22 protein-coding genes are annotated in these 22,799 nt (G+C 65.3%); 12 read left to right on the plus strand and 10 right to left on the minus strand.

The annotated features are described in order from the left end of the window. Position 1 precedes the first annotated feature (1 nt). The gene (locus ACXAJT_RS16120) at positions 2–1,474 is read right to left on the minus strand and encodes an ABC transporter substrate-binding protein (protein ID WP_475236872.1); all 1,473 of its coding nucleotides are present in this window, start codon (positions 1,472–1,474) and stop codon (positions 2–4) included. A 200-nt stretch (positions 1,475–1,674) separates the two neighbouring features. Here ACXAJT_RS16120 and panB point away from each other — a divergent pair, with 200 nt between their 5' ends. Together panB and panC are read left to right on the plus strand one after the other, a co-directional pair. Beyond that, positions 1,675–2,508, plus strand: coding sequence for a 3-methyl-2-oxobutanoate hydroxymethyltransferase (gene panB / locus ACXAJT_RS16125; protein ID WP_475236873.1), 834 nt, complete (start codon positions 1,675–1,677; stop codon positions 2,506–2,508). Further along, positions 2,505–3,350, plus strand: coding sequence for a pantoate--beta-alanine ligase (gene panC, locus ACXAJT_RS16130; RefSeq protein WP_475236874.1), 846 nt, complete (start codon positions 2,505–2,507; stop codon positions 3,348–3,350). The genes panB and panC overlap by 4 nt, the downstream gene beginning before the upstream one ends. 137 nt (positions 3,351–3,487) lie before the next feature. On the opposite strand, the gene ACXAJT_RS16135 is transcribed toward panC, so the two are convergent. Beyond that, positions 3,488–4,765, minus strand: coding sequence for an acetylornithine deacetylase/succinyl-diaminopimelate desuccinylase family protein (locus ACXAJT_RS16135; RefSeq protein ID WP_475236875.1), 1,278 nt, complete (start codon positions 4,763–4,765; stop codon positions 3,488–3,490). Positions 4,766–4,823: 58 nt separating this feature from the next. Beyond that, positions 4,824–5,771: a DUF2125 domain-containing protein gene (locus ACXAJT_RS16140; RefSeq protein ID WP_475236877.1), complete on the minus strand. Its 948-nt coding sequence runs from the start codon at positions 5,769–5,771 to the stop codon at positions 4,824–4,826. Positions 5,772–5,838: 67 nt separating this feature from the next. On the opposite strand from ACXAJT_RS16140, the gene ACXAJT_RS16145 reads away from it, so the two are divergent. The 3 genes from ACXAJT_RS16145 to ACXAJT_RS16155 are packed head-to-tail and all read left to right on the plus strand — an operon-like array spanning position 5,839 to position 9,556. Beyond that, positions 5,839–6,381, plus strand: a complete 543-nt coding sequence (locus ACXAJT_RS16145; protein WP_475236878.1) for a gamma-glutamylcyclotransferase — start codon at positions 5,839–5,841, stop codon at positions 6,379–6,381. Positions 6,382–6,436: 55 nt separating this feature from the next. Continuing rightward, positions 6,437–7,651: a biopolymer transporter ExbB gene (locus tag ACXAJT_RS16150; protein ID WP_475236880.1), complete on the plus strand. Its 1,215-nt coding sequence runs from the start codon at positions 6,437–6,439 to the stop codon at positions 7,649–7,651. A gap of 3 nt (positions 7,652–7,654) precedes the next feature. Then, a complete protein-coding gene (locus tag ACXAJT_RS16155; RefSeq protein ID WP_475236882.1) occupies positions 7,655–9,556 on the plus strand; it encodes a peptidoglycan -binding protein in 1,902 nt (633 codons plus the stop codon). Between the two features lie 47 nt (positions 9,557–9,603). Here ACXAJT_RS16155 and ACXAJT_RS16160 read toward each other — a convergent pair whose 3' ends face one another. The 3 genes from ACXAJT_RS16160 to gloB all read right to left on the minus strand — a co-directional run bounded on the left by ACXAJT_RS16160 (position 9,604) and on the right by gloB (position 13,428). Next, positions 9,604–10,029 carry a lipocalin-like domain-containing protein gene (locus ACXAJT_RS16160; RefSeq protein ID WP_475236884.1) on the minus strand — a complete coding sequence of 142 codons (426 nt, stop codon included), beginning with the start codon at positions 10,027–10,029 and terminating at the stop codon, positions 9,604–9,606. A 157-nt stretch (positions 10,030–10,186) separates the two neighbouring features. After that, on the minus strand, positions 10,187–12,514 hold the full coding sequence (gene clpA / locus ACXAJT_RS16165; RefSeq protein ID WP_475236889.1) for an ATP-dependent Clp protease ATP-binding subunit ClpA: 2,328 nt from the start codon (positions 12,512–12,514) through the stop codon (positions 10,187–10,189). Between the two features lie 152 nt (positions 12,515–12,666). Then, entirely contained in the window at positions 12,667–13,428 is a 762-nt protein-coding gene (gene gloB, locus ACXAJT_RS16170; RefSeq protein ID WP_475236890.1) for a hydroxyacylglutathione hydrolase, read from the minus strand. Positions 13,429–13,492: 64 nt separating this feature from the next. Between gloB and ACXAJT_RS16175 the strand changes: the two genes are divergently transcribed. The 6 genes from ACXAJT_RS16175 (at position 13,493) to ACXAJT_RS16200 (ending at position 19,536) form a co-directional block, all read left to right on the plus strand. Then, positions 13,493–14,242 (plus strand): methyltransferase domain-containing protein, encoded by a 750-nt coding sequence (locus tag ACXAJT_RS16175; protein ID WP_475236892.1) that lies wholly within the window; start codon positions 13,493–13,495, stop codon positions 14,240–14,242. A gap of 360 nt (positions 14,243–14,602) precedes the next feature. Continuing rightward, positions 14,603–15,169: a F0F1 ATP synthase subunit delta gene (locus ACXAJT_RS16180; RefSeq protein ID WP_475236894.1), complete on the plus strand. Its 567-nt coding sequence runs from the start codon at positions 14,603–14,605 to the stop codon at positions 15,167–15,169. Beyond that, positions 15,170–16,708 (plus strand): F0F1 ATP synthase subunit alpha, encoded by a 1,539-nt coding sequence (gene atpA / locus ACXAJT_RS16185; protein WP_475236895.1) that lies wholly within the window; start codon positions 15,170–15,172, stop codon positions 16,706–16,708. A gap of 21 nt (positions 16,709–16,729) precedes the next feature. Continuing rightward, positions 16,730–17,608 (plus strand): F0F1 ATP synthase subunit gamma, encoded by an 879-nt coding sequence (locus ACXAJT_RS16190; protein ID WP_475236898.1) that lies wholly within the window; start codon positions 16,730–16,732, stop codon positions 17,606–17,608. A gap of 16 nt (positions 17,609–17,624) precedes the next feature. Next, positions 17,625–19,049, plus strand: a complete 1,425-nt coding sequence (gene atpD / locus ACXAJT_RS16195) for a F0F1 ATP synthase subunit beta (RefSeq protein ID WP_475236900.1) — start codon at positions 17,625–17,627, stop codon at positions 19,047–19,049. 43 nt (positions 19,050–19,092) lie between these two features. Next, positions 19,093–19,536, plus strand: coding sequence for a F0F1 ATP synthase subunit epsilon (locus ACXAJT_RS16200; protein ID WP_475236902.1), 444 nt, complete (start codon positions 19,093–19,095; stop codon positions 19,534–19,536). Between the two features lie 93 nt (positions 19,537–19,629). On the opposite strand, the gene ACXAJT_RS16205 is transcribed toward ACXAJT_RS16200, so the two are convergent. From ACXAJT_RS16205 to ACXAJT_RS16215, 3 genes are all read right to left on the minus strand, one after another. Then, complete coding sequence (locus ACXAJT_RS16205) at positions 19,630–19,839, minus strand: DUF1127 domain-containing protein (RefSeq protein WP_475236903.1); 210 nt, start codon at positions 19,837–19,839, stop codon at positions 19,630–19,632. Between the two features lie 111 nt (positions 19,840–19,950). Next, positions 19,951–20,409, minus strand: coding sequence for a GNAT family N-acetyltransferase (locus ACXAJT_RS16210; RefSeq protein ID WP_475236905.1), 459 nt, complete (start codon positions 20,407–20,409; stop codon positions 19,951–19,953). Further along, positions 20,409–21,419 (minus strand): ribose-phosphate pyrophosphokinase, encoded by a 1,011-nt coding sequence (locus ACXAJT_RS16215; protein ID WP_475236906.1) that lies wholly within the window; start codon positions 21,417–21,419, stop codon positions 20,409–20,411. Before ACXAJT_RS16215 ends, ACXAJT_RS16210 begins: the two co-directional genes overlap by 1 nt. A 102-nt stretch (positions 21,420–21,521) precedes the next feature. Here ACXAJT_RS16215 and ACXAJT_RS16220 point away from each other — a divergent pair, with 102 nt between their 5' ends. Then, entirely contained in the window at positions 21,522–22,121 is a 600-nt protein-coding gene (locus ACXAJT_RS16220; RefSeq protein WP_475236908.1) for a DsbA family protein, read from the plus strand. A 66-nt stretch (positions 22,122–22,187) separates the two neighbouring features. Here ACXAJT_RS16220 and plsY read toward each other — a convergent pair whose 3' ends face one another. After that, positions 22,188–22,799 (minus strand): glycerol-3-phosphate 1-O-acyltransferase PlsY, encoded by a 612-nt coding sequence (gene plsY / locus ACXAJT_RS16225; protein WP_475236910.1) that lies wholly within the window; start codon positions 22,797–22,799, stop codon positions 22,188–22,190.

Genomic DNA, 22,799 nt, shown 5'->3' on the forward strand with positions numbered 1-22,799 from the left:
CTCATTCCTCCCAGTAGACGCCGGTCAGGTCGGTTGCCTGGGTCGGCTGGTTTTCCCACAGCCCGCGGAGATTGGCGTCGGCGATGGTGGGAAAAGCCAGCTGGAACAAATAGCCGTTGACGTGGTCCTCGGCGATCATCACCTGCGCCTGCTTCAGCATTTCCGAGCGCGCCGCTGGATCGCTGGTGGCGGAAAGCTGCGCCATCAGGTCCTGAAACGCCGGGTTGTCATACTGGAAATAGTAGTCGGGCCGCGCGTAGATGGAGATGTCCATCGGCTCGGTATGGCTGACGATGGTCAGGCCGAAGTCCTTGCCTCGGAACACTTCTTCGAGCCACTGCGCCCATTCGAGGTAGGTGATTTCGGTGTCGATGCCGATCTCGCGCAGCTGCGCGGCGATGATCTCGCCGCCGCGGCGCGCGTAGGAGGGCGGCGGCAGCTTCAGCGTGGTGGTGAAGCCGTCGGGGTAGCCGGCATCTTCCAGCAGCGTGCGGGCCGCCTCGACATCATGCTGGGACAGATCCAGCAGATCGACGTAGTCGGGATTGTGCGGCGCGAAATGCGTGCCGATCGGCGTGCCAAGCCCGAACATGGCGCCGTCGATGATCGCCTGCCGGTCGATGGCCTGCGCCACCGCCTCGCGCACCAGCGGATCTTCGAAAGGCGCGGTGCCGTTGTTCATCGCCAGAATCGTCTCGCCCTCGGTCGAGCCCACCAGCACCTGAAAGCGCGGGTCGGCCTCGAACTGCATGAGGTTCTCCGGCGCCGGGTAGCCAGCGAAGGCGTCGATGTCCTGCGCCATCATCGCGGCAAAGGCCGCGCTCGGGTCAGAGATGAAGCGGAAGGTGGCATGGCTCAGCGCGGGCGCCGCGCCCCAATAGCCGTCATAGCGCTTGAGCCCGATCCGGTCGCCCTGCACCCATGTGTCGAATGCGAAGGGGCCGGTGCCGATCGGCACGTTCTTGATTGCGTCGATGCTTTCGGGGGCCACGATCACCGCGTCCCCCCACGCCATATTGAACAGGAACGCCCCGTCCGGCTCCGACAGCGTCACCTCGACGGTGTGCGGATCGGCGACCGTGACCTCGGAAATGCCGGCGAAGAGCGCCTTCTGCGCATTTTGGCTGTCCTCGGCGCGGGCACGGTCGAGGCTGAATTTCACATCCTCGGCGTCCATCGTGGTGCCATCGTGGAAGCTCACGCCGTCCCGCAGGTGAAACGTATAGCGCGTGCCGTCGTCCGAGATATCCCAGCTTTCCGCAAGGCCCGGCTGAATGGACCCGTCCTCGGCGAATTTCGTCAGCCCCTCGAACACGTTGGAATAGAGCACCGAGTCGATTGCGCCGGCGGCGGCCGAGGTCGGGTCGAGATGCGGCGGTTCGAGCTGCAGCGCGATGATCAGGTCGTCTTGCTGCGCGGCCGCGGCGGTGCCGGAGAACAGCAGCGCGGCGAGAGAAAGGCTGAGACGGGTCATCGGGCGGAGATCCTTTCGCGGGACAGAGGAGCGTGCGTCCGGCCCAGACTGAGCGCAATTGCGACGTCAGCGCAAGGCGCTCTGCCGCGGCGCGCCCGCCGCCGCGACAGCGTTTGCCCGGGATTGAGGCTGGATCGGTGCGGCGCGGCCTGCTAAGTGGCGCCAGCCCGTTCGCCAGCTGCCGTGGAGAGGAGACAGCCATGAGCGCAACAGCGCGCAAGCGTGCCCCGCTGCCCGAGGACATCCGTGCCCGCAAGGGTGGCGTGCCGCTGGTCAGCCTGACTGCCTATACAACCCCGATGGCGCAGGCGATGGACGCGCACTGCGACTTCGTACTCGTCGGCGACTCCGTCGGCATGGTGCTGCACGGGCTGCCGTCGACGCTGGGGGTGACGCTGGAGATGATGATCCTGCACGCACAGGCGGTGAAACGCGGGCTCGACACCGCGATGATGGTGGTCGACATGCCCTTCGGCAGCTACGAGGAAGGCCCGCAACAGGCGTTCCGCAACGCCGCGCGGATCATGGCCGAAACCGGCGCCGCAGCGGTGAAGCTCGAAGGCGGCGTGGGCATGGCCGACACAATCCGCTTTCTTGTGCAGCGCGGCATTCCGGTGATGGGCCACATCGGCCTGACCCCGCAGTCGATCAACACGCTGGGCGGTTACAAGGTGCAGGGCCGCGGCGCCGCCGCCGAGGCCCTGCGCACCGATGCCCGCGCCGTGGCCGAGGCCGGGGCCTTTGCCGTGGTTCTCGAGAAGCTGCCCGCAGCGCTCGCCGACCGCGTCACCGCAGATCTGCCCATCCCCACCATCGGCATTGGCGCCTCGGCGGGCTGCGACGGGCAAATCCTCGTGGTCGACGACATGCTGGGTGCCTTCACCGCCTTCAAACCGAAATTCGTGAAACGCTACGCGGCGCTCGGCCATCAGGCCGAGGCGGCGATCGAGGAATATGCGGCAGAGGTGCGCGCCCGGGAGTTCCCCGGCCCCGAGCATCTCTTTGCCGACGAGGCTCCGGAGACGAAGACATGACCCCTCCCATCCTGCGGACGAAGGCGGCGCTGCGCGCGGCGGTGCTGGGCTGGAAACGCGCTGGCGAAACCATCGGCGTGGTGCCGACCATGGGCGCGCTGCACGCCGGGCACCTGAGCCTCGTCGAGGCCGCGAAGGCGGGCAACGACCGGGTGATCGTGACGATCTTCGTCAATCCCAAACAGTTCAACAACGCCTCCGATCTCGAAAACTACCCGCGCACCGAAGAGGCCGATGCCGTCAAGCTCGCGCCCTTCGCGGTGGATGCGATCTACGTGCCGAGGCCGGAGGAGATCTATCCCGAGGGCTTTGCCACGGCGGTCACCGTCTCGGGCCTTACCGACGGGCTCTGCGGCTCGCACCGACCGGGGCATTTCGACGGAGTCACCACGGTCTGCGCCAAGCTCTTCCTGCAGACCCTCGCTGACCATGCGTACTTCGGCGAAAAAGACTATCAGCAGCTGCAGGTGGTCACCCGCATGGCGCGCGACCTCGACCTGCTGACCGAGGTCATCGGCTGCCCGACGGTGCGCGAGCCGGACGGGCTGGCGCTGTCTTCGCGCAACGTGCTGCTGCCGCCCGAGACCCGCGCCGCCGCCCCCGCCCTGAACCGGGTGATGCGGCAGGTGGCAGAGCGTCTGGCTGAGGGCGAAAGCCTTGGGCCGGTGCGCTTTCAGGCCGAGGCGGCGCTGCATCAGGCGGGGTTTTCCGAGGTGGAATACATCGAACTGCGCAGCGCCGATGGGCTTGAGCCGCTCGAGCACCCCACAAAGCCCGCCCGTCTGCTCGCGGCTGCGTGGCTCGGCGGGGTGCGCCTGATCGATAATATCGCTGTAAACTGAGGCAAGGCCGGGGGCGCCGCCCCCGGACCCCCGGGATATTTGGGTCTAGACGCAGGAATGACACTGCGCACTTCGTCTAGATAAAAATATCCCCGCCGGAGGCAGCCCGGAGCGCGCCGCGGGCGCACTGCCGGAAGTTAGGGCAGCAGCAGCCGCTGCAGGCTGCGGCCCATGACGCGGGCACTGTCGAGCATGTCGGTGACGCCGATCCACTCATCCGGCTTATGCGCCAGTTCCAGCACGCCCGGCCCGTAGGCGATGCAGTTCTTCAGCTTGCCGATGCGGTCGATGTGCTTTTGATCGTAGCTGCCGGGGGAGGCGACGTAGGTCGGATCCTGTCCAAGAATCTCGCGGATGGCCTCGGCGACCGTGGTGACCACCGGGGCGGTCTTGTCGGTCATCGAGGGAATCACCCTGTTGATCTCCCGTATCTCGTAGTCAAACTGCGGACGACGGGATTTCAGGTCCTCCAGCAGCGCGATCACCTCCTCTTGCACGCCGTCGACGGTTTCCTCGATCAGGAAGCGCCGGTCGATCACGATGCGGCAACTGTCGGGCACGCAATGGGCGGGCAGCCCCTCGTGTTCTTCGGGCTGGCCGCCGTGGATCGAGTTGATGTTCATCGTCGAATTGCGTGCGCCCTCGGGGACCACGGGCATGTCCGTGGTACGCGCGGCCATGGCGGGGAACAGCGTCTGCTCGAAGGCGTCGAGCACCGCGCCCATATGGCGGATGGCGCAATCGCCGAGGAAAGGCATGGAGCCATGGGCGATCTCGCCCTTGGTCTCGATCTCGGCCCACCAGCCGCCGCGGTGTCCGAGGCAGATGCGGTGTTTGTCGAGCGGCTCGGGGATGATCACATGCTGCACCCGCTCCGGCGCGAACCAGCCCTCCTTGGCCAGATGCGCGACACCACCGTAGCCGCCGGATTCCTCGTCCGCCGTGGCGCTGATTTCGACCGCGCCGGCAAAATCGGGATGGGTTTCGAGAAACGCCTCCACGGCGATCACTGAGGCGGCGAGCCCGCCCTTCATGTCGCAGGTGCCGCGGCCGTAGATGCGGTCGCCCTCGAGCGCGCCGCCAAAGGGGTCGCGGGTCCAGCCGCTGCCCACCTCGACCACGTCGTGATGCGAGTTGAAATGCACGCAATCGCCGGGGCGCGCGCCCTCTCGCCGGGCCACGAGGTTCCAGCGCGGATATGCCTCGCTGTCGCCGGGGGCGCCCTCGGCGCGGATCAGCGTGCAGTCGAAGCCCCGCGCCGCGAGGCGGCGCTGCAGATATTCGCAGATGTCGCGGTAGTTCTGGCCCGGCGGGTTCAGCGTGGGAATGCGCACGAGGTCCTGCGTCAGCGCGATCAGCGCGTCACGCTTGTCTGCGATGCGGGTCTCGAGGCGGGAAGCGAGCGTGTCGGTCATGCCAGCACTCTTTCCCCGTTTGGTCCGGCGCGCAAGCGCGGCGCGCCGGAAAGCGGGATCAGGGTAAGCGCAGCCGCGGTGCCTCTCCGAGAGGGATCGGCCCAAGCCGGGCGCGGCCTGCGTCCAGCGTCAGCGGCAGATCGAGTGTTTCGCGGTTGCCCGACAGGCCGGCGACGAGGCCCAGCCCATCCTCCAGCATCTGCGCCATGCCCTCGGGCAGTTGGCCGCTTTGCTGCGCCATGGCGATCATCTCGCGCCAGTTCACTGCCTTCACGGTGACTTGGCCGTCCATCCGGCCGCCACCGTCCACATCGACCTCGCCGGCCACTTTGAGCTGCAGATCGTCGACCTTGTACTCGGCAAGCCGCAGGTCGACGCGGGTGGGCTGCGGGTGCGGCCCGGCCTGCTTGCCGACGCGCAGCGGCAGATCGGTGTCGAAGCGCGCGTCGAGGCGGATCGCGTCGGCGACCCGGCCGCCGCTGCCGGCGATGGCGTCCGCCCCCACGGCGACCCGGTAGCTGGTGTCGCTGTCTTCGGCGCGGCTCAGCGCGGCGGTCAGCCCGGCCAGCGCGGCGGTGCTGGCGCCGGTGAGGTTGAGCGTCTGGCTTTCGAAGTTGGCGCGCACCACGATGTCGCCTTCATGGATGAAGCTGGCGCGCATGCCGTCCGAGGCGATCTGCGTCTCGCCCATCTCGGTGGTGAGCGTCATCTGCGGCGGGAAGGCGACGATCTCGTGCCCGAAGTTGTAGACCACGCGGTAGATGTCGACGAAGGGCGCCTCCCAGCGCAGCCCGTCCGGGCTTTCCAGCACCAGACCGCTCAGCCGCGCGTCCATGCGGTTGGGAAAGCCCTTGATGTTTAGGTCCTCGTAGCTGGCGGTCCAGCCCTCGGCGCGGCGTGCCTCCATCCAGCTGTCGATGGCCTGACGTTCGAAATGGGCGGATACGAACCAGAACCCCGACCACGCCAGCGCGGCGACGATCACCGCAATCGCAAGTTTCTTCACAACACGCCCCCCTTTTCCGAAGCAACCGTTTGGTGTTTACAGCCGCCATGTGGAAAGGACCAGAATGATGGCGCTTTGGGTCTTCGGATACGGCTCACTTCTTTGGAACCCCGGCTTTCCCGTGGCAGAGAGCGCGCATGCGACCTTGCCCGGCTATCGTCGCTCGTTCTGCATGCGCTCGATCCACCACCGCGGCACGCCCGAGGCGCCGGGGCTGGTGCTGGCGCTGGACGAGGAGCACGAGGCCGCTTGCGAGGGGCTGGCGCTGCGCGCCGAGCCCGGCACGGAGGGGCCGACGCTGGCCTATCTTCGCGAGCGTGAACTGGTTTCGGCGGCCTATTACGAGGCGACGCTGCCGCTGGTGCTGCAGGACGGGCGCGAGGTGGAGGCGGTGACCTACATCATCGATCCTGATCACGTGCAGTACTGCGGCGGGCTCGATCTGGAAGAGCAGGCGCGGATCATCGCACAGGCGATCGGCGGGCGCGGGCCGAACACAGAATATCTCTACAACACCACGGCGCATCTGGAACATCTGGGCATTCCTGATGCCGAGTTGCACTGGTTGACGGAACGTGTCCGCGCGCTTGTGGATAACGGCTTGGCTTGATCTAGGCGAAGCCTTAGGCTGACAAGCAGAATTTCGCTTTGATCAGGGGCCCGTAATGGACCGACGCAGCCTCGAGGCAGAGGCCCATTTCAGCCAACCCGTCCGCCAGGTCCTGATGATGCTGGTGGTGCTCGGCCTGTGCGGGGGCGGCGCGTTTCTGGTGCTGCCACGCGTGCTGCCGGTGTTCCAGTCGAACCCTTATCTCAACGGTTTCATCCTGTTCGTCTTCGTGCTGGGCGTGCTGGCCTGCTTTTTGCAGGTGGCGCAACTGATCGGCTCGGTGCGCTGGATCGAGGGGTTTGCCTCTGGCCGCGACGCGGGCGCCCGCCCGCCGCGCCTGTTGGCGCCGCTGGCGGCGCTGCTGCGGCGGCATGACAAGCGGCTGCAGATCACCACCACCTCGACCCGCTCGATCCTCGACTCCGTGGCGACCCGGATCGACGAGGCGCGCGAGATCACCCGCTATATCACTTCGCTGCTGATTTTCCTCGGCCTGCTGGGCACGTTTTACGGGCTTGCCACCACCGTGCCTGCGCTGGTCGACACCATTCGCAGCCTTGTGCCCGAAGAGGGCGAGAGCGGGGTGCAGACCTTCTCGCGCCTGATGAGCGGCCTTGAAGGGCAGCTCGGCGGCATGGGCGTGGCCTTTGCCTCTTCGCTGCTCGGCCTTGCAGGCTCGCTGATCGTCGGGCTGCTGGAGCTGTTTGCCGGCCACGGGCAGAACCGGTTCTACCGCGAGCTTGAGGAATGGCTCAGCTCGATCACCAAGCTCAGCTTCTCCTCGGGCGAGGGCGAAGGCGGCGGTGACGAGGCGCTGATCGGCATGGTGCTCGACCAGATGAACGATCAGATGGCCCGGATGACGGCGCTCTACACCGAGAGCGAGCAGGGCCGGATGGAAGTTGAAGGGCGGCTGGGCCAGCTTGCCGACTCCATCGAGCGGATGACCGAGCGGCTGGAGGCTACGGCGCCGTCGTCGAACTCTCTGGCGCGTATCGCCGAGGGGCAGGAAAAGCTGATCGAAGTGCTGGAAAGCCGCGAGACCGCCGAAGGGCTGGACGCCGAAAGCCGCATGCGCCTGCGCTCTATCGACGTGCAGATGCTGCGTTTGCTGGAAGAGGTCGCCGCGGGCCGTCAGGAAAGCATGGCCGAGTTGCGTACCGATCTGGCCACGCTGACCCGCGCCATCGGGCAGATCGCTCGCCCGCAGGCGCCGCAGGTGCGCGCCGTGCGGCCGGGGCCAGCGCGGTCGGGCGGGACCGAGGGCTAAGCCATGGCTTTGTCGCGCCGCACCGGGGCCCGTCTGCAGGCCAATATCTGGCCCGGTTTCGTCGACGCGATGACCGGCCTTCTGCTGGTGCTGATGTTCGTGCTCACCATCTTCATGGTGATCCAGTTCGTGCTGCGCGAGACCATTACCGGACAAGAGACCGAGCTCGACAGCCTGACCGGCGAGATCGCCTCGCTGTCGCAGGCGCTGGGGCTGCAGGAGCGGCGCAACACCGCGCTTACCAATCAGTTGGGCGAGCTCGAATCCACCCTGTCCGACACAGAGGCGCAATTGGCCGAGCAGCGCTCGATCATCGCCTCGCTGACCGCGCAGCGCGACGAGCAGCAGGGGCGCATCGCCTCTTTCGAGGAGCAGGTCGCCTCGCTGATCGCCGAACGCGACGATGCGCGCGGCACGGTTGCCGACCTGTCGGAAGAGCGTGACAGCCTCAGTTCCGAACGGGATGATCTGCAGACCGCGCTGGCCTCCGCGCGGTCCGAAATGGACGAGCAGGCCGAAGCGGCGCGCCTCGCGGCGGCGCAGCGCGAGGCGATGGAGGCCCTGATCGCCGATCTGCGCGCGCAGAATGCCGATCAGGAACAGCAGTTGGGCGGGCTGAGCGCGCAGGTGAGCGAGCTGCAGGATGACCTGAGCGAAGAAGAACAGCAGCGCCTTGCCGAGGCCGAGGCCGCCGCGGCGCTGCGCAGGCGGCTCGAGGGCGCGCAGGCAGAGCTGACCTCGATGACGCTGGCGCTGGAGCAGGAACGCAAGAAGGCCGAGGACACGCTGACGCTGTTGGCCGCCGCGCGGCAGGGGCGCGAAGAGCTGACGGCGCGGCTTGCCGCGGCGCTGGCGGCGGACAACTCCGACGAGTTGGAGGCGCGGGTCGCCTCGCTCGAGACACAGCTTTCGCAGGCGCAGGATGCTGGCGACGACGCAGCCGGAGAACTGGCGGCGCTGCGCAGCGATTTGGCCGCAGCGCGCCGGGCGCGCGAGGCGGCAGAGGTTCAACTGGCCGAGGCGCTGGCGGCGCAGAGCGACATCGAACTGGACGCGCAGCAGGTGCAGGATCGGCTCGCGGCGGCGCTGGCCGCCAAGGCCGCTGCTGAGGCGCGGCTTGAAGAAGGGCTGAGCGAAGACGAGCGGCAGCAGGCGCTGCTGGCGCAGGCCCGTGCGGAACTGCAGGACAGCGCGGCGCGGGCCAGTGCGGCGCAGAAGCAGTCGGAGCTGTTGAACCAGCAGGTCGCGGCACTGCGCACACAGCTGTCGCAGCTGCAGGGTTTGCTTGACGAGAGCCGCGAGAAAGACGCCGAGGCGCAGGTGCAGATCCAGAACCTCGGCACAGACCTCAATGCGGCGCTGGCTCGCGTGGCTGCCGAAGAGCGTAAGCGCCGGCGGTTGGAAGAAGCCGAGCGCGCCCGCCTCGAAGCGCAGGCGCAGGATCTGGAACGCTACCGCTCGGAGTTTTTCGGTCGGCTGCGCGAGGTGGTTGGCGATCAGGAGGGCATCCGCATTGAGGGCGATCGCTTCGTGTTCTCCTCGGAGGTGCTGTTCCCGCCGGGTGGTGCGCAGCTGTCGCCGGCTGGGGAGCGGGAGATTGGCAATGTCGCCGGTCTGATCCGCACCATCGCCGAAGAGATTCCGGCAGAACTCAACTGGATCCTGCGGGTTGACGGGCACACGGATGACACGCCGCTGCGCTCCAGCGCGCCCTTTGCCGACAACTGGGAACTCAGTCAGGCGCGGGCGCTGTCGGTGGTGCGCTACATGGTCGAGAACGAGGGCATCCCGCCGCAGCGCCTGTCAGCCAACGGGTTCGGGCAATTCCAGCCGATCAGCGCAGCGGACACAGCCGAGGCGCGGGCGCAGAACCGCCGGATCGAACTGAAGCTGACCGAGAAATAATTGGCGGCGCCGCGCGCGGGGCGGGGGTGCGGCGGGCACCGCAATCATCAATCCTTGATGAACTCCATGCGGTAGATCACCTCTTCGCCGGTGGCGGGGTCGGTGCCGGGCGCGCCGCTGATCACCAGCCGGGTCCCGGTCAGGGTGAACGGGCGCTCGAGTGCGCCCTGCCACTTCGGATTCCATGCGCCGTCGACCTCGTGGATGACCCGGTCTCCCTCGAGCCGGTAGGTGGCGACATAGGCCAGCATATCGTCGAAAAGCGCGGCCTTCTCTTCCACCGTCCAAGCTCGGCCACCGGGCGGAAGGCGGTCGCGGCGAAAGACCGTGGCCATCATCCGGCCGCATCGGTGGTAGGCAATGTACCCGATCGGCGCGGGCCCCAGCGCATCGCGGGTCTCGCCGGTTGCCAGCGCTGTGCGGGTCCACGCCAGCATCCGCCACGATCCGATCAGGTCCTCGGGGTCTGCCATGCCGCGCCCTCCCGTTCAGCGATCCTGTGATGATGCACGCGGTGTCTCGCTCGCGCCAGCCTATGGCTTGCGTGGGATGATGGGGCAGGGGGTAAGGGCAAAGAAAATCCCCGCCGGCGGAACCGGCGGGGATTGGATGTTCAGGCTTGGGCGCGTGTCAGTCCGCCGTCAGAAGCGGTGGCTTGCGCGAGGACAGGCGGAGCTTGTCCGGCCCTTCGGTCTTCAGCGCCAGCTTGTCGTCCTTGACGGTGACCTTGACCAAGCCGCCTTTGACCAGCTTGCCAAAGAGCAGTTCCTCGGCCAGCGGCTTCTTGATGTTCTCTTGGATCACGCGGCCCAGCGGGCGGGCGCCCATCTTGTCGTCGTAGCCCTTGTCGGCCAGCCATTCGGCCGCCGGCTTGGTGAGCTCGATCGACACGTTGCGATCCATGAGCTGCGCTTCGAGTTGCAGCACGAACTTCTCGACCACCGAGAGGATGACCTCCTTGGGCAGGGGCTGGAAGCTGATGACCGCGTCGAGACGGTTGCGGAATTCCGGCGTGAAGGTCCGCTCGATGGCGGCGGTGTCTTCGCCCTCGCGGCGGTCGCGACCGAAGCCGATGGCCGCCTTGGCCTGTTCCGCGGCACCCGCGTTGGAGGTCATGATGAGGATCACGTTGCGGAAATCCACCGTGCGCCCGTTGTGGTCGGTCAGCGAGCCGTGGTCCATCACCTGCAGCAGGATGTTGTAGACATCCGGGTGCGCCTTCTCGATCTCGTCGAGCAGAAGCACGCAGTGCGGGTGCTGGTCCACACCATCGGTGAGCTGACCGCCTTGGTCAAAGCCGACGTAGCCCGGAGGTGCACCGATCAGGCGGCTGACCGCGTGTTTCTCCATGTACTCGGACATATCGAAACGCAGCAGTTCCACCCCCAGCGAGCTTGCAAGCTGCTTGGCGACCTCGGTCTTACCGACGCCCGTGGGGCCGGCGAAGAGGTAGTTGCCGATCGGCTTCTCGGGCTCGCGCAGACCGGCGCGGGCCAGTTTGATCGCGGAGCTGAGCGCCTCGATCGCATTGTCCTGACCGAACACCACGCGCTTGAGCGTGCTTTCGAGATCCTTGAGCACCTCGGCGTCGTTCTTGGAGACGTTCTTCGGGGGAATGCGGGCGATCTTGGCCACGACATCCTCGATCTCCTTGGCGCCGATGGTCTTGCGGCGCTTGCTCTCGGCCACAAGATGCTGCGCCGCGCCGGCTTCGTCGATCACGTCGATCGCCTTGTCGGGCAGCTTGCGGTCATTGATGTAGCGGGCCGAAAGCTCGACCGCGGTCTTGATCGCATCCTGAGTGTATTTGACCGAGTGGTGCTCCTCAAAGTAGGGCTTGAGGCCCTTGAGGATTTTCACCGCGTCATCAACCGAAGGCTCGTTCACGTCGATCTTCTGGAACCGGCGGCTGAGCGCCCGATCCTTTTCGAAGTGCTGGCGGAACTCCTTGTAGGTGGTGGAGCCCATGGTGCGCAGCTTGCCGCCCTGAAGCGCGGGCTTCAGCAGGTTCGATGCGTCCATTGCGCCGCCCGAGGTGGCGCCAGCGCCGATCACCGTGTGGATCTCGTCGATGAACAGCACCGCGTCGGGGTGCTCTTCAAGCTCGGTCACCACGGCTTTCAGACGCTCTTCGAAATCGCCGCGATAGCGGGTGCCGGCCAGCAGCGCGCCCATGTCGAGCGAGTAGATCGTGGTGTTCGACAGCACCTCGGGGGTGTCGCCGTTGACGATCTTGCGCGCCAGACCCTCGGCGATGGCGGTCTTGCCAACACCGGGATCGCCCACCAGAAGCGGGTTATTCTTGCGGCGGCGGCACAGCACCTGAATGCAGCGCTCGACCTCTGACTCGCGGCCGATCAGCGGATCGACGTCGCCCTGACGCGACTTTGCATTGAGGTCGACGCAGTATTTCGCCAGCGCCGATTCCTTGTTGTCAGCGGCCTGCGTGGTTTCGGCCTTGGCCTCTTCCTCGGCTTCCTGAGCGCCGGTCACCGGGCGGCTTTCGCCGTAGGCCGGGTTCTTCGCCACGCCGTGGGCGATGAAGTTGACCGCGTCATAGCGCGTCATGTCCTGCTCTTGCAGGAAGTAGGCGGCATTGCTCTCGCGCTCGGCGAAGATGGCGACGAGGACGTTGGCGCCGGTCACCTCGGTGCGACCAGAGCTTTGCACGTGGATCGCGGCGCGCTGGATCACGCGCTGAAACGCGGCGGTCGGCACCGCCTCGGACCCTTCCACGTCGGTCACGAGGTTCGAAAGGTCCTCGTCGATGAATTCCACCAGCGTGGTGCGAAGCTCCTCGGTGTCGACCGAGCAGGCTTTCATCACGCGAGCGGCGTCGGGTTCGTCGATGAGGGCCAGAAGAAGGTGCTCGAGCGTTGCAAATTCATGGCTGCGGGAGTTCGCCAGCGCCAAGGCCGAATGAATTGCCTGCTCAAGAGTGTTCGAGAATGAAGGCACGGCGTGCTCCTTCTTGTCTGCGTCGGGCACAGGCCCAACATTGCCTCTTACCGTTAAAGTTTGGTCGATCCAGACCATCCTTCAAGTGTTTTCTAAGCTTGCGGCGCTCACATTTAACGCGATTGTCGCAACGTGGCGTGAAATGTGGCGGCTTAGAAGCGGTCTTTCCGGGCACGAATTTCGGCAAAAACCGACACGTCATCGGCCCCGGTCATCGCGAGGGTTTCGCGGATCTCGGGCGAATCCGGGCGCAGGAAAGGGTTGGTGGCCAGTTCCTCGGACAGCACGCAGGAGGCGGTGGGTCGCCCCTCTGTCCGGGCTTTGGCGATGGCGTCACTACGTAATTTAAGCGCAGCGTTCTGGGGTTCAATAGTTAGCGCGAAACGCGCGTTCGCGGAAGTATATTCGTGCCCAGAGTAAACGGTGGTCTCGGGCGGGAGCGCCATCAGACGCTGCATCGACGCCCACATCATCGCCGCGTCGCCCTCGAAAAGACGCCCGCAGCCAAGCGCCATAAGACTGTCGGCGGTGAACACCGCGGCGGCCTGCGGCATGTGGAAGGCGATGTGCCCCAGCGTGTGACCCGGCACGTCGATCACATGCACGCCGACCCCGGCCACCGAAAACTCGTCGCCCCCGGCGACAAGCTGGTCCAGCCCGTCGATCTTTGCGGCCTCGGCGCGCGGGCCGATCACCGCGCAGCCGTAGCGCGCCTTGAGCGGCGCGATTCCCTCGACGTGGTCATGGTGATGGTGGGTGATCAGAATCGCGTCCAGCGACCAGCCGCGCGATTCAAGTTCCGCCTCGATCGGACCGGCCTCGGGCGCATCGATCAGGATCACGCCCTCGGGGCCCTGCACCAGATAGGCGTAATTGTCCGACAGGCAGGGGATGGTGACGACGTCGAGAGGCATGGCTTTTCCTTCAAGGCTTTGACACAGTGAAGACCAAGAGTGACGCAAGGGACGACGACCCGCAATGCATCTGGATGTGCAGGCGCTCCGCGACTTCTATTATCGCAGCGCGCTGGGACGCGCGGCGCGCGGTGCCCTGCGCGATCAGGTTCTGCGGTTCTGGCCCGAGGCGCAGGGGCTCAATGTGGCGGGCTATGGGTTTGCCACGCCGGTGCTGCGGCCCTATCTGGCGCAGGCGCGGCGGGTGACCGCGCTGATGCCCGCACCGCAGGGTGTGATGCGCTGGCCCGCGGGCCTGCCGAACGTTTCGGTGCTGACCGAAGAAATGCTCTGGCCGGTAGAGACCGGCCATCTCGACCGGCTGGTGGTGATGCACGGGCTGGAGACTTGCACCAATCTCACCGCGCTGCTCGACGAGTGCTACCGGACGCTGGGGCCGGGCGGCGAGGTGCTGTTCATCGTGCCGAACCGTTCGGGCCTTTGGGCGCGGTCCGAGCTTACCCCCTTCGGACATGGCCGGCCCTATTCACTGAGCCAACTCGACGCGCAACTCCGGGCGCATGATTTCCTGCGCGTGTCGCATGCCTCGGTGCTCTATCAGCCGCCTTCGACCCGGCGCTTCTGGATGAAGACCGCGCCCGCATGGGAGCGGATCGGGCGGACGGTGCCGGCGGTCATGGCGGGCGGTGTCCTGATGGTGCGCGCCTCGAAACGCTATCCGCCGCAGCGCACGGGGTTGGGTGACAAGGTGCGCGTGCCCAATCCGCTGGAGGTGCTGAGCCCGACACCCAGCAAGGAGCCCAAGCCGGTCTGACAAGATGGATTCGCCCTGCGCCACCACCGGCGCGACATTTGCCGCCGGATGTGCCCCGCAAGAGACGTTTGCGCTAGCGTGACGCGCGATAAAATTCTGTCCCAGCGTGAGGCATTCCGTCACACGATCACGAAAAAGCGAGACATTCCATAGTCATGTCCGCCGCAAGCTTGGGCAGACCCTGACCAAAGCGGGAAAAGCTACGCTGCGCAGACGGTTAAATGGCCGTTAGCATGTTGCGAGGTGCCCATGCCTCTGCTAGATCGTCGCTGATTTCGACGCCTTGAGGGCATCAGGGCAGGGACAACGCCTCCGGTCGCCGGGACACCCCGTGCGTCGCGGGGGCCTCATATCGGAAGGGTGGACGTGTCTGAACCAGCTTCGATCTCCAGTGGCATCGCGGCACGCTATGCCAAGGCGGTCTTTGAGATCGCCAAAGAGGAACAAGGGCTCGACAAGCTCGAGAACGGTATCGACGATCTGTCTGCCGCCCTCGAGGAAAGCGCCGACCTGAATGATCTGATCACTTCGCCGGTTTACACCCGCGAGGCACAGGGCAAGGCAATCACCGAGATCGCCAAGAAGATGGGCCTTGCGCCCGTTCTGACGAACACGCTGGGCCTGATGGCATCCAAGCGCCGTCTCTTCGCGCTGCCGCAGATGATCGCTCAGCTGCGCGCAATGATCGCAGAAGAGAAGGGTGAGGTGACCGCCGAGGTGACCTCGGCCATCGAGCTGACCCCGGCTCAGGCCTCCGAGCTTGCCGCGACGCTGAAGTCGCAGATCGGCTCGGACGTGAAGATCAAATCGACCGTGGATGAAAGCCTCATCGGCGGTCTCGTTGTTAAGGTGGGCTCGAAGATGGTCGATACGTCGATCCGCTCGAAGCTCAACTCCCTCCAGAATGCAATGAAAGAGGTCGGATAAATGGGTATCCAAGCAGCCGAGATTTCTGCGATCCTAAAGGACCAGATCAAGAACTTCGGTCAGGAGGCCGAAGTCGCTGAAGTGGGCCGCGTGCTGTCCGTTGGTGACGGTATTGCGCGTGTCCACGGTCTCGACAGCGTAAAAGCCGGCGAGATGGTCGAATTCCCGGGCGGCATCATGGGCATGGCGCTGAACCTGGAAAACGACAACGTCGGTGTGGTGATCTTCGGCTCCGACCGGGACATCAAAGAAGGCGACACCGTCAAGCGCACCAACTCGATCGTGGACGTGCCGGCAGGCGAAGCCCTGCTCGGCCGCGTGGTCGATGGCCTTGGCAACCCGCTGGACGGCAAAGGCCCGATCGCGGCCTCCGAGCGCCGCGTCGCTGACGTGAAAGCGCCGGGCATCATCCCGCGTAAATCGGTGCATGAGCCGATGGCAACCGGCCTCAAGTCGGTCGACGCGATGATCCCGATCGGCCGTGGCCAGCGCGAGCTGATCATTGGCGACCGTCAGACCGGCAAGACCGCAATCGCGCTCGACGCCATCCTGAACCAGAAGTCGTACAACGACGCCGCAGGCGACGACGTGAGCAAGAAGCTCTACTGCGTCTACGTCGCCGTCGGCCAGAAGCGTTCGACCGTGGCACAGCTGGTGAAGCGTCTGGAAGCAACCGGCGCCATCGACTACTCGATCGTCGTGGCGGCAACCGCGTCCGACCCGGCGCCGATGCAGTACCTCGCGCCGTACACCGCGACCGCGATGGCCGAATACTTCCGCGACAACGGCAAGCACGCGCTCATCATCTATGATGACCTGTCCAAGCAGGCCGTGTCCTACCGTCAAATGTCGCTGCTGCTGCGCCGCCCGCCGGGCCGTGAAGCGTACCCGGGCGACGTGTTCTACCTGCACTCGCGCCTGCTCGAGCGTTCGGCGAAGCTGAACGAAGATCACGGCTCGGGCTCGCTGACCGCGCTGCCGATCATCGAAACCCAGGGCGGCGACGTGTCGGCGTTTATTCCGACCAACGTGATCTCGATCACCGACGGCCAGATCTTCCTGGAAACCGAACTGTTCTTCCAGGGCATCCGTCCTGCGGTGAACACCGGTCTGTCGGTGTCGCGCGTGGGCTCCTCGGCTCAGACCAAGGCGATGTCCTCGGTTGCCGGCCCGGTGAAACTGTCGCTTGCGCAGTACCGCGAGATGGCGGCCTTCGCGCAGTTCGGTTCGGACCTCGACGCCTCGACCCAGAAGCTGCTGAACCGCGGCGCGCGCCTGACCGAGCTGATGAAACAGCCGCAGTATTCGCCGCTGACCAACGCCGAGATCGTCTGCATCATCTTCGCAGGCACCAACGGCTACCTCGACGACGTTCCGGTCAACGAAGTCGGCAAGTTCGAAGCGGCTCTGCTCGCGTACCTGCGCGGCCAGCGTAAGGACATCCTCGAGTGGATCGAAAGCGAAGATCCGAAGATCAAGGGTGAACCCGCGGACAAGCTGAAGGCAGTGCTCGACGAATTCGCCAAGACCTACGCCTGAGCGCCCTGAAAGGACAGGATTATGCCTAGCCTCAAGGACCTCAAAAACCGCATCTCCTCGGTCAAATCGACCCGGAAGATCACCAAGGCCATGCAAATGGTGGCCGCCGCAAAACTGCGGCGGGCACAGGATGCGGCCGAGATGTCGCGGCCTTACACCGAGCGCTTCAACGCGTTGCTCGGGTCTTTGGCTGCGTCGGTGGGCGGTAGCGCGACTGCGCCGAAACTTCTCTCGGGGACCGGGAAGGACGACGTGCAACTGCTCGTCGTCATGACCGCCGAGCGCGGGCTTTGCGGGGGCTTCAACAGCTCCATCGTGAAAAAGGCCCGCAACCGTATCGAAACGCTCAAAGCCGAAGGCAAGACGGTGAAGATCCTCACCGTCGGCAAGAAAGGCCGCGAGCAGCTCAAGCGTGACCACGGCGATCTGTTCGTCGGGCACGTCGACCTGAGCGATGTGAAGAAGCTCGGCTACGCCGATGCTCAGAAGATCGCAAAGGACGTTCTCGTGCGTTTCGACGCCGAGGAGTTCGACGTGGCGACCATCTATTACGCCAAGTTCCAGTCGGTGATCAGCCAGATCCCGACGGAGCAGCAAATCATCCCGGCGCAGTTCGACGCGCCCGAGGAGGATGCTGGCGGGTCCACGCTCTATGAATACGAACCCGGTGAGGAAGCCATCCTTGCCGACCTTCTGCCCCGCGGTGTCGCCACCCAGATCTTCTCGGCTCTGCTGGAGAACGCCGCCTCGGAACAGGGGGCTCGTATGAGCGCAATGGACAACGCCACGCGCAACGCGGGCGAGATGATCGACAAACTGACGATCGAGTACAACCGCTCGCGTCAGGCGGTCATCACCAACGAATTGATCGAAATCATCTCGGGCGCCGAGGCGCTCTAAGAACCGGAGACGATAAATGGCAAACGCAAAAGGCAAAGTGACCCAGGTCATCGGCGCCGTGGTCGACGTGCAGTTCGACGACCACCTGCCCGAGATCCTGAACGCGCTGACCACTGAAAACGACGGCAAGACCCTGGTTCTGGAAGTCGCCCAGCACCTCGGTGAAAGCACCGTCCGCACCATCGCGATGGACTCGACCGAAGGCCTCGTGCGCGGTCAGGAAGTTCTCGACACCGCCGGCCCGATCTCGGTGCCGGTCGGCAACGCGACCCTCGGCCGCATCCTGAACGTCGTGGGCGAGCCCGTCGACGAGCAGGGTCCGGTCAATGCGGAAGAAACCCGTTCGATCCACCAGCCCGCACCGCAGTTCGACGAGCAGTCGACGGAGTCGGAAATCCTGGTGACCGGCATCAAGGTTATCGACCTGCTGGCGCCCTACGCAAAAGGCGGCAAGATCGGCCTGTTCGGCGGTGCCGGCGTGGGCAAGACCGTTCTCATCATGGAACTGATCAACAACATCGCAAAGGTGCACTCGGGCTACTCCGTGTTCGCCGGTGTTGGTGAGCGGACCCGTGAAGGCAACGACCTGTACCACGAGATGATCGAATCCAACGTCATCAAGCCCGACAACCTGTCGGACTCGCAGGTGGCGCTGGTCTACGGCCAGATGAACGAGCCGCCGGGAGCCCGTGCACGCGTCGCCCTGACCGGCCTGACCCTGGCCGAGCAGTTCCGTGACCAGTCCGGTACCGACGTTCTGTTCTTCGTCGACAACATCTTCCGCTTCACGCAGGCAGGCTCCGAGGTGTCCGCACTTCTCGGCCGTATCCCCTCCGCTGTGGGCTACCAGCCGACGCTGGCAACCGACATGGGCGCGATGCAGGAACGCATCACCTCGACGAAGAACGGCTCGATCACCTCGATCCAGGCCGTCTACGTTCCCGCGGACGACCTTACCGACCCGGCACCGGCGACGACCTTCGCGCACCTCGACGCGACGACGGTTCTTAACCGCGCCATCTCGGAACTCGGCATCTACCCCGCCGTGGACCCGCTCGACAGCTCGTCGCGTCTGATGGACCCGGCCGTTGTTGGTCAGGAACACTATGACACCGCCTTCGCCGTGCAGGGTATCCTCCAGCGCTACAAGTCGCTGCAGGACATCATTGCGATCCTCGGCATGGACGAACTGTCGGAAGAGGATAAGCTGACCGTGGCCCGCGCCCGGAAAATCCAGCGCTTCCTCAGCCAGCCGTTCGACGTGGCAAAAGTGTTCACCGGCTCGGACGGTGTGCAGGTTCCGCTCGAAGACACCATCAAGTCGTTCAAGGCTGTGGTGGCTGGCGAGTACGACCACCTGCCGGAAGCTGCCTTCTACATGGTTGGCGGCATCGACGAGGTGCTCGAGAAGGCCGAGAAACTGGCCGCCGAGGCAGCCTAAGACCAGCGGGGGGCTTCGTGCCCCCCAGTAACCGGAGGCCCAAATGGCTGAAACGATGCAATTCGACCTGGTGAGCCCCGAGCGCAAGCTGCTGTCGGCCGCCGTGAAGTCGGTGCAGATTCCGGGCACCGAGGGTGATCTGACGGCCATGCCCAACCATGCGCCGATGATCACCACGCTGCGTCCGGGCATTCTCAAGGTCGAGACCGAGACCGGTACGGAAGAGTTCGTCGTGACCGGCGGCTTCGCCGAAGTCGGTTCCAGCGTCAGCGTGCTTGCCGAAAAGGCTGTGCCGCATGGCGACATGGATCAGGCGACCTATGAGGCGCTCGTGGAAGAAGCCCTTCAGGCCTACAAGGCCGCGAAGGAAGCTGCTCCCGAGAACGAGCCGGGCCCCGTGGACGAGGCAGCCAAGCTGCTTCAGGACATGGTGGCGGTTGGCGGTCACATCGGGCTCGACCCGAAATCGCCGAACCTCAACTACTGAGGTCGTCTCGTACGAAATTGCAAAGGCCCCGCATCTGCGGGGCCTTTTGCGTTCAGGTGTGCTGACAGTCGGCGGCAAATGCCGCAATCGGGCTCACTTCCCGTAAGCAGCCTGCCACGCGATGTCGCGGATATTGCTGCGGCTGATGCCGATGTCGGTCAGGTCCCGATCACTGAACTGCGCAAGCTCGCTATAGACGCGGTGGTATTCGGAGCGGCGGCTGCGCGCGCTGCGCAGGCGTGCCATAAGCCCGGCAAAGCTAGGTCGGGCGGCGGGGATGTGGTGAATGTCAGTCGTTGCCATTGTGGCCTCCATGTTTCTTTCGATGCAGAGATCGGCATGGAGGCGCGCGTCAACAAGGCACGGAAGGGAAGGCCCGCATTGCAGGGTGCGCATGGCGCCCGAAAAGCGTTTCTACAGAGGCTTTTCGAAGTAGACGCGGTCGAAGCCTTTTTCGGAGACACGGCCTGTTTGGTGAAAGCCAAGCCGGGGATAGAGCGCGAGGTTCTCGTGCATCAGCGCATGGGTGTAGAGCCGGATCACCTGATGACCGCGGGCGCGGCCCTGCGCCTCTGCAAAGTCCATGAGTGCGCGACCGACGCCGTGTCCCTGCGCCGCCGGAGACACGGCAATGTTGTCCAGCAGCAGCGCGTCGGGCTGGTCGATCAGCACCAGCAGCGCCGCGACCTCATCCTTCACCTCGGCCACATGCGCCTGTCCTGCCGCGATCCGCGCGGCATAGTCGTCGCGCATGGGGCCGGGCTTTTGCCCGATACGCGGAATGTAGGGGGAGTAGGCGGCCTCGACGATCGCTTTGATCGCGTCAAGGTCCGCGGGGTGCGCCCGCCGGATCAGCGGCGGGCGCGAGGTCATCAGAGGATGCCTTCGTAGATCGGGCCGAGCACGTCGGTCTCGAACAGCGACGACACCGAGGTGCCGTTCCAGATGTTCAGGATCGCCTGCGCAAAGATCGGCGCGGTCGGCAGGATGCGGATGTTCGGCGCGGCGGCAACGGAATCGGTGGCGGCGATCGAGTCGGTGATCACCAGCGACTTCATCACCGACTTGGTGACGCGCTCGACCGCCGGGCCGGACAGGACACCGTGGGTGATATAGGCGTGCACCTCGGTGGCACCGTGGTCCATCAGCACTTCCGCGGCCTTGCACAGCGTGCCAGCGGTGTCGCAGATGTCGTCGACGATGATGCACTTCTTGCCGGTGACGTCACCGATCACGGTCATCTCGGCGATCTCGCCCGGCTTTTCGCGGCGTTTGTCGACGATGGCGAGCGGCGCATTGATCCGCTTGGCCAACTCGCGGGCACGGGCCACGCCGCCGACGTCGGGTGAGATCACCATCACGTCCTGCAGCGAGTCCTTGAACTGATGCTCGATGTCGAGCGCGAAGATCGGCGAGGCGTAGAGGTTATCGACGGGGATGTCGAAGAAGCCCTGAATCTGCGCCGCGTGCAGGTCCATGGTCAGCACGCGCTCGATGCCCGCTTCATGGATCATGTTGGAGACCAGCTTCGCGGTGATCGGCGTGCGCGCCTTGGTGCGGCGGTCCTGGCGGGCGTAGCCGAAGTAGGGGATCACGGCGGTGATGCGCGCAGCCGAGGAGCGGCGCAGCGCGTCTGCCATGATCAGCAGTTCCATCAGGTTGTCGTTCGCCGGGTTCGAGGTCGGCTGGAGGATGTACATATCCTCGCCACGGACGTTCTCGTAGACCTCGACGAAAATCTCTTGGTCGTTGAACCGCTCGACGCGGGCATCCACGAGGCCGACCGCACCACCGCGGTAAAGGGACATGCGCCGCGCGATGGCGTTCGCAAGCGGCTTGTTGGCATTACCCGCGATGAGTTTGGGTTCGATGACGGTGGGCATTTGGGAGGCTCCGGCGCTACGGAATGACAGATTCGTGACGTTGCGGTCGCCTTAACACGCGGCTAGCGTGGGGCAAAGATACACGGAAGGGCATGTGACTCAATGGCACGAATTGACTACTACTTTTCCATGCTGTCGCCATTCGCATATCTCGCCGGGCCGAGGTTCGAAGAGATCGCGGCGAAGCATGGCGCTGAGGTGATCTACAAGCCCTTCGACATTATGGCGCTGTTCCCGCGCACCGGTGGCGCGCCCTTGGGCCAGCGCCACCCGTCGCGGATCGATTACCGCAATGTCGACCTGCCGCGGCAAGCCAAGAAGGCGGGGATGGCGCTGAACCTCAAACCGATGTTCTGGCCGACCAACGCCGCGCCCGCGTCTTACGCGATCATCGCGGCGGACAAGGCGGGCGGTGGTGACATGGGCGGCCTGATCCATACGCTCTTGCGCGCTAGTTGGGCCGAGGAAAAGGACATCGCCGAAGATGAGGTGATCAAGGCGGCGCTTTCGTCCAGCGGCTTCGAGCCGTCTCTGGCCGACAGCGGCCTGCTGGTGGGTGCCGAGACCTACGCAGCCAATCTTGAAGACGCGGTGAACGCCGGGGTGTTCGGCTCGCCGTTCTGGATCACCGACGATGGCGAGAAGTTCTGGGGGCAGGACCGGCTCGAAGATCTGGACCTGCATCTGGGCGGCAAGCTCTGATGGGTGAAACGCCCCAGCGCTGAGATCACCAAAGCACGCCGGGCAGCCCTTGCCCGGCTGCGGGTCTTAGCCCTTCTGGCCGATCTTGGATTCCGTGCCTTTGCGGATGCGGTCGATGTTCTCGCGGTGGCGCCAGAAGATCAGCACCGTCAGCAGCAGCGTCAGTGCGGTCATCTGCGTTTCGGCAAAAAGCACCATCCACACCGTCGACAGCAGCGCAGCCACCAGCGCGCCCACCGACGAGATGCGCGACATCGCCGCCCCGGCCAGCCATGTGGCGCAGGTGATCAGCCCCACCGGCCAGTGCAGCGCGAGGATCAGGCCAATGAAGGTCGCCACGCCCTTGCCGCCCTTGAACTGCAGCCAGACCGGATAGCAATGGCCCAGAAACGCCGCGAGGCCCGCAACCTGCGCCGCGTCCTCGCCGGCGAGCCCGCGTGCCAGCAGCACGGCAGCCGCGCCCTTGGCACCGTCGAGGATCAGCGTGCCCGCCGCCGCGGCCTTGTTTCCGGTGCGCAGCACGTTGGTCGCCCCGATATTGCCCGAGCCGATCGAGCGCAGATCGCCGAGGTGCATCATGCGGGTCAGCAGCAGGCCGAAGGGAATCGAGCCGAGCAGGTAGCCCAGCACCGCCCAGAGGATCAGCACGGGAACCGAAGAGGTGATCTCGGGCAGCAT

This window comes from Salipiger sp. ABF4_146 (assembly GCF_056161345.1).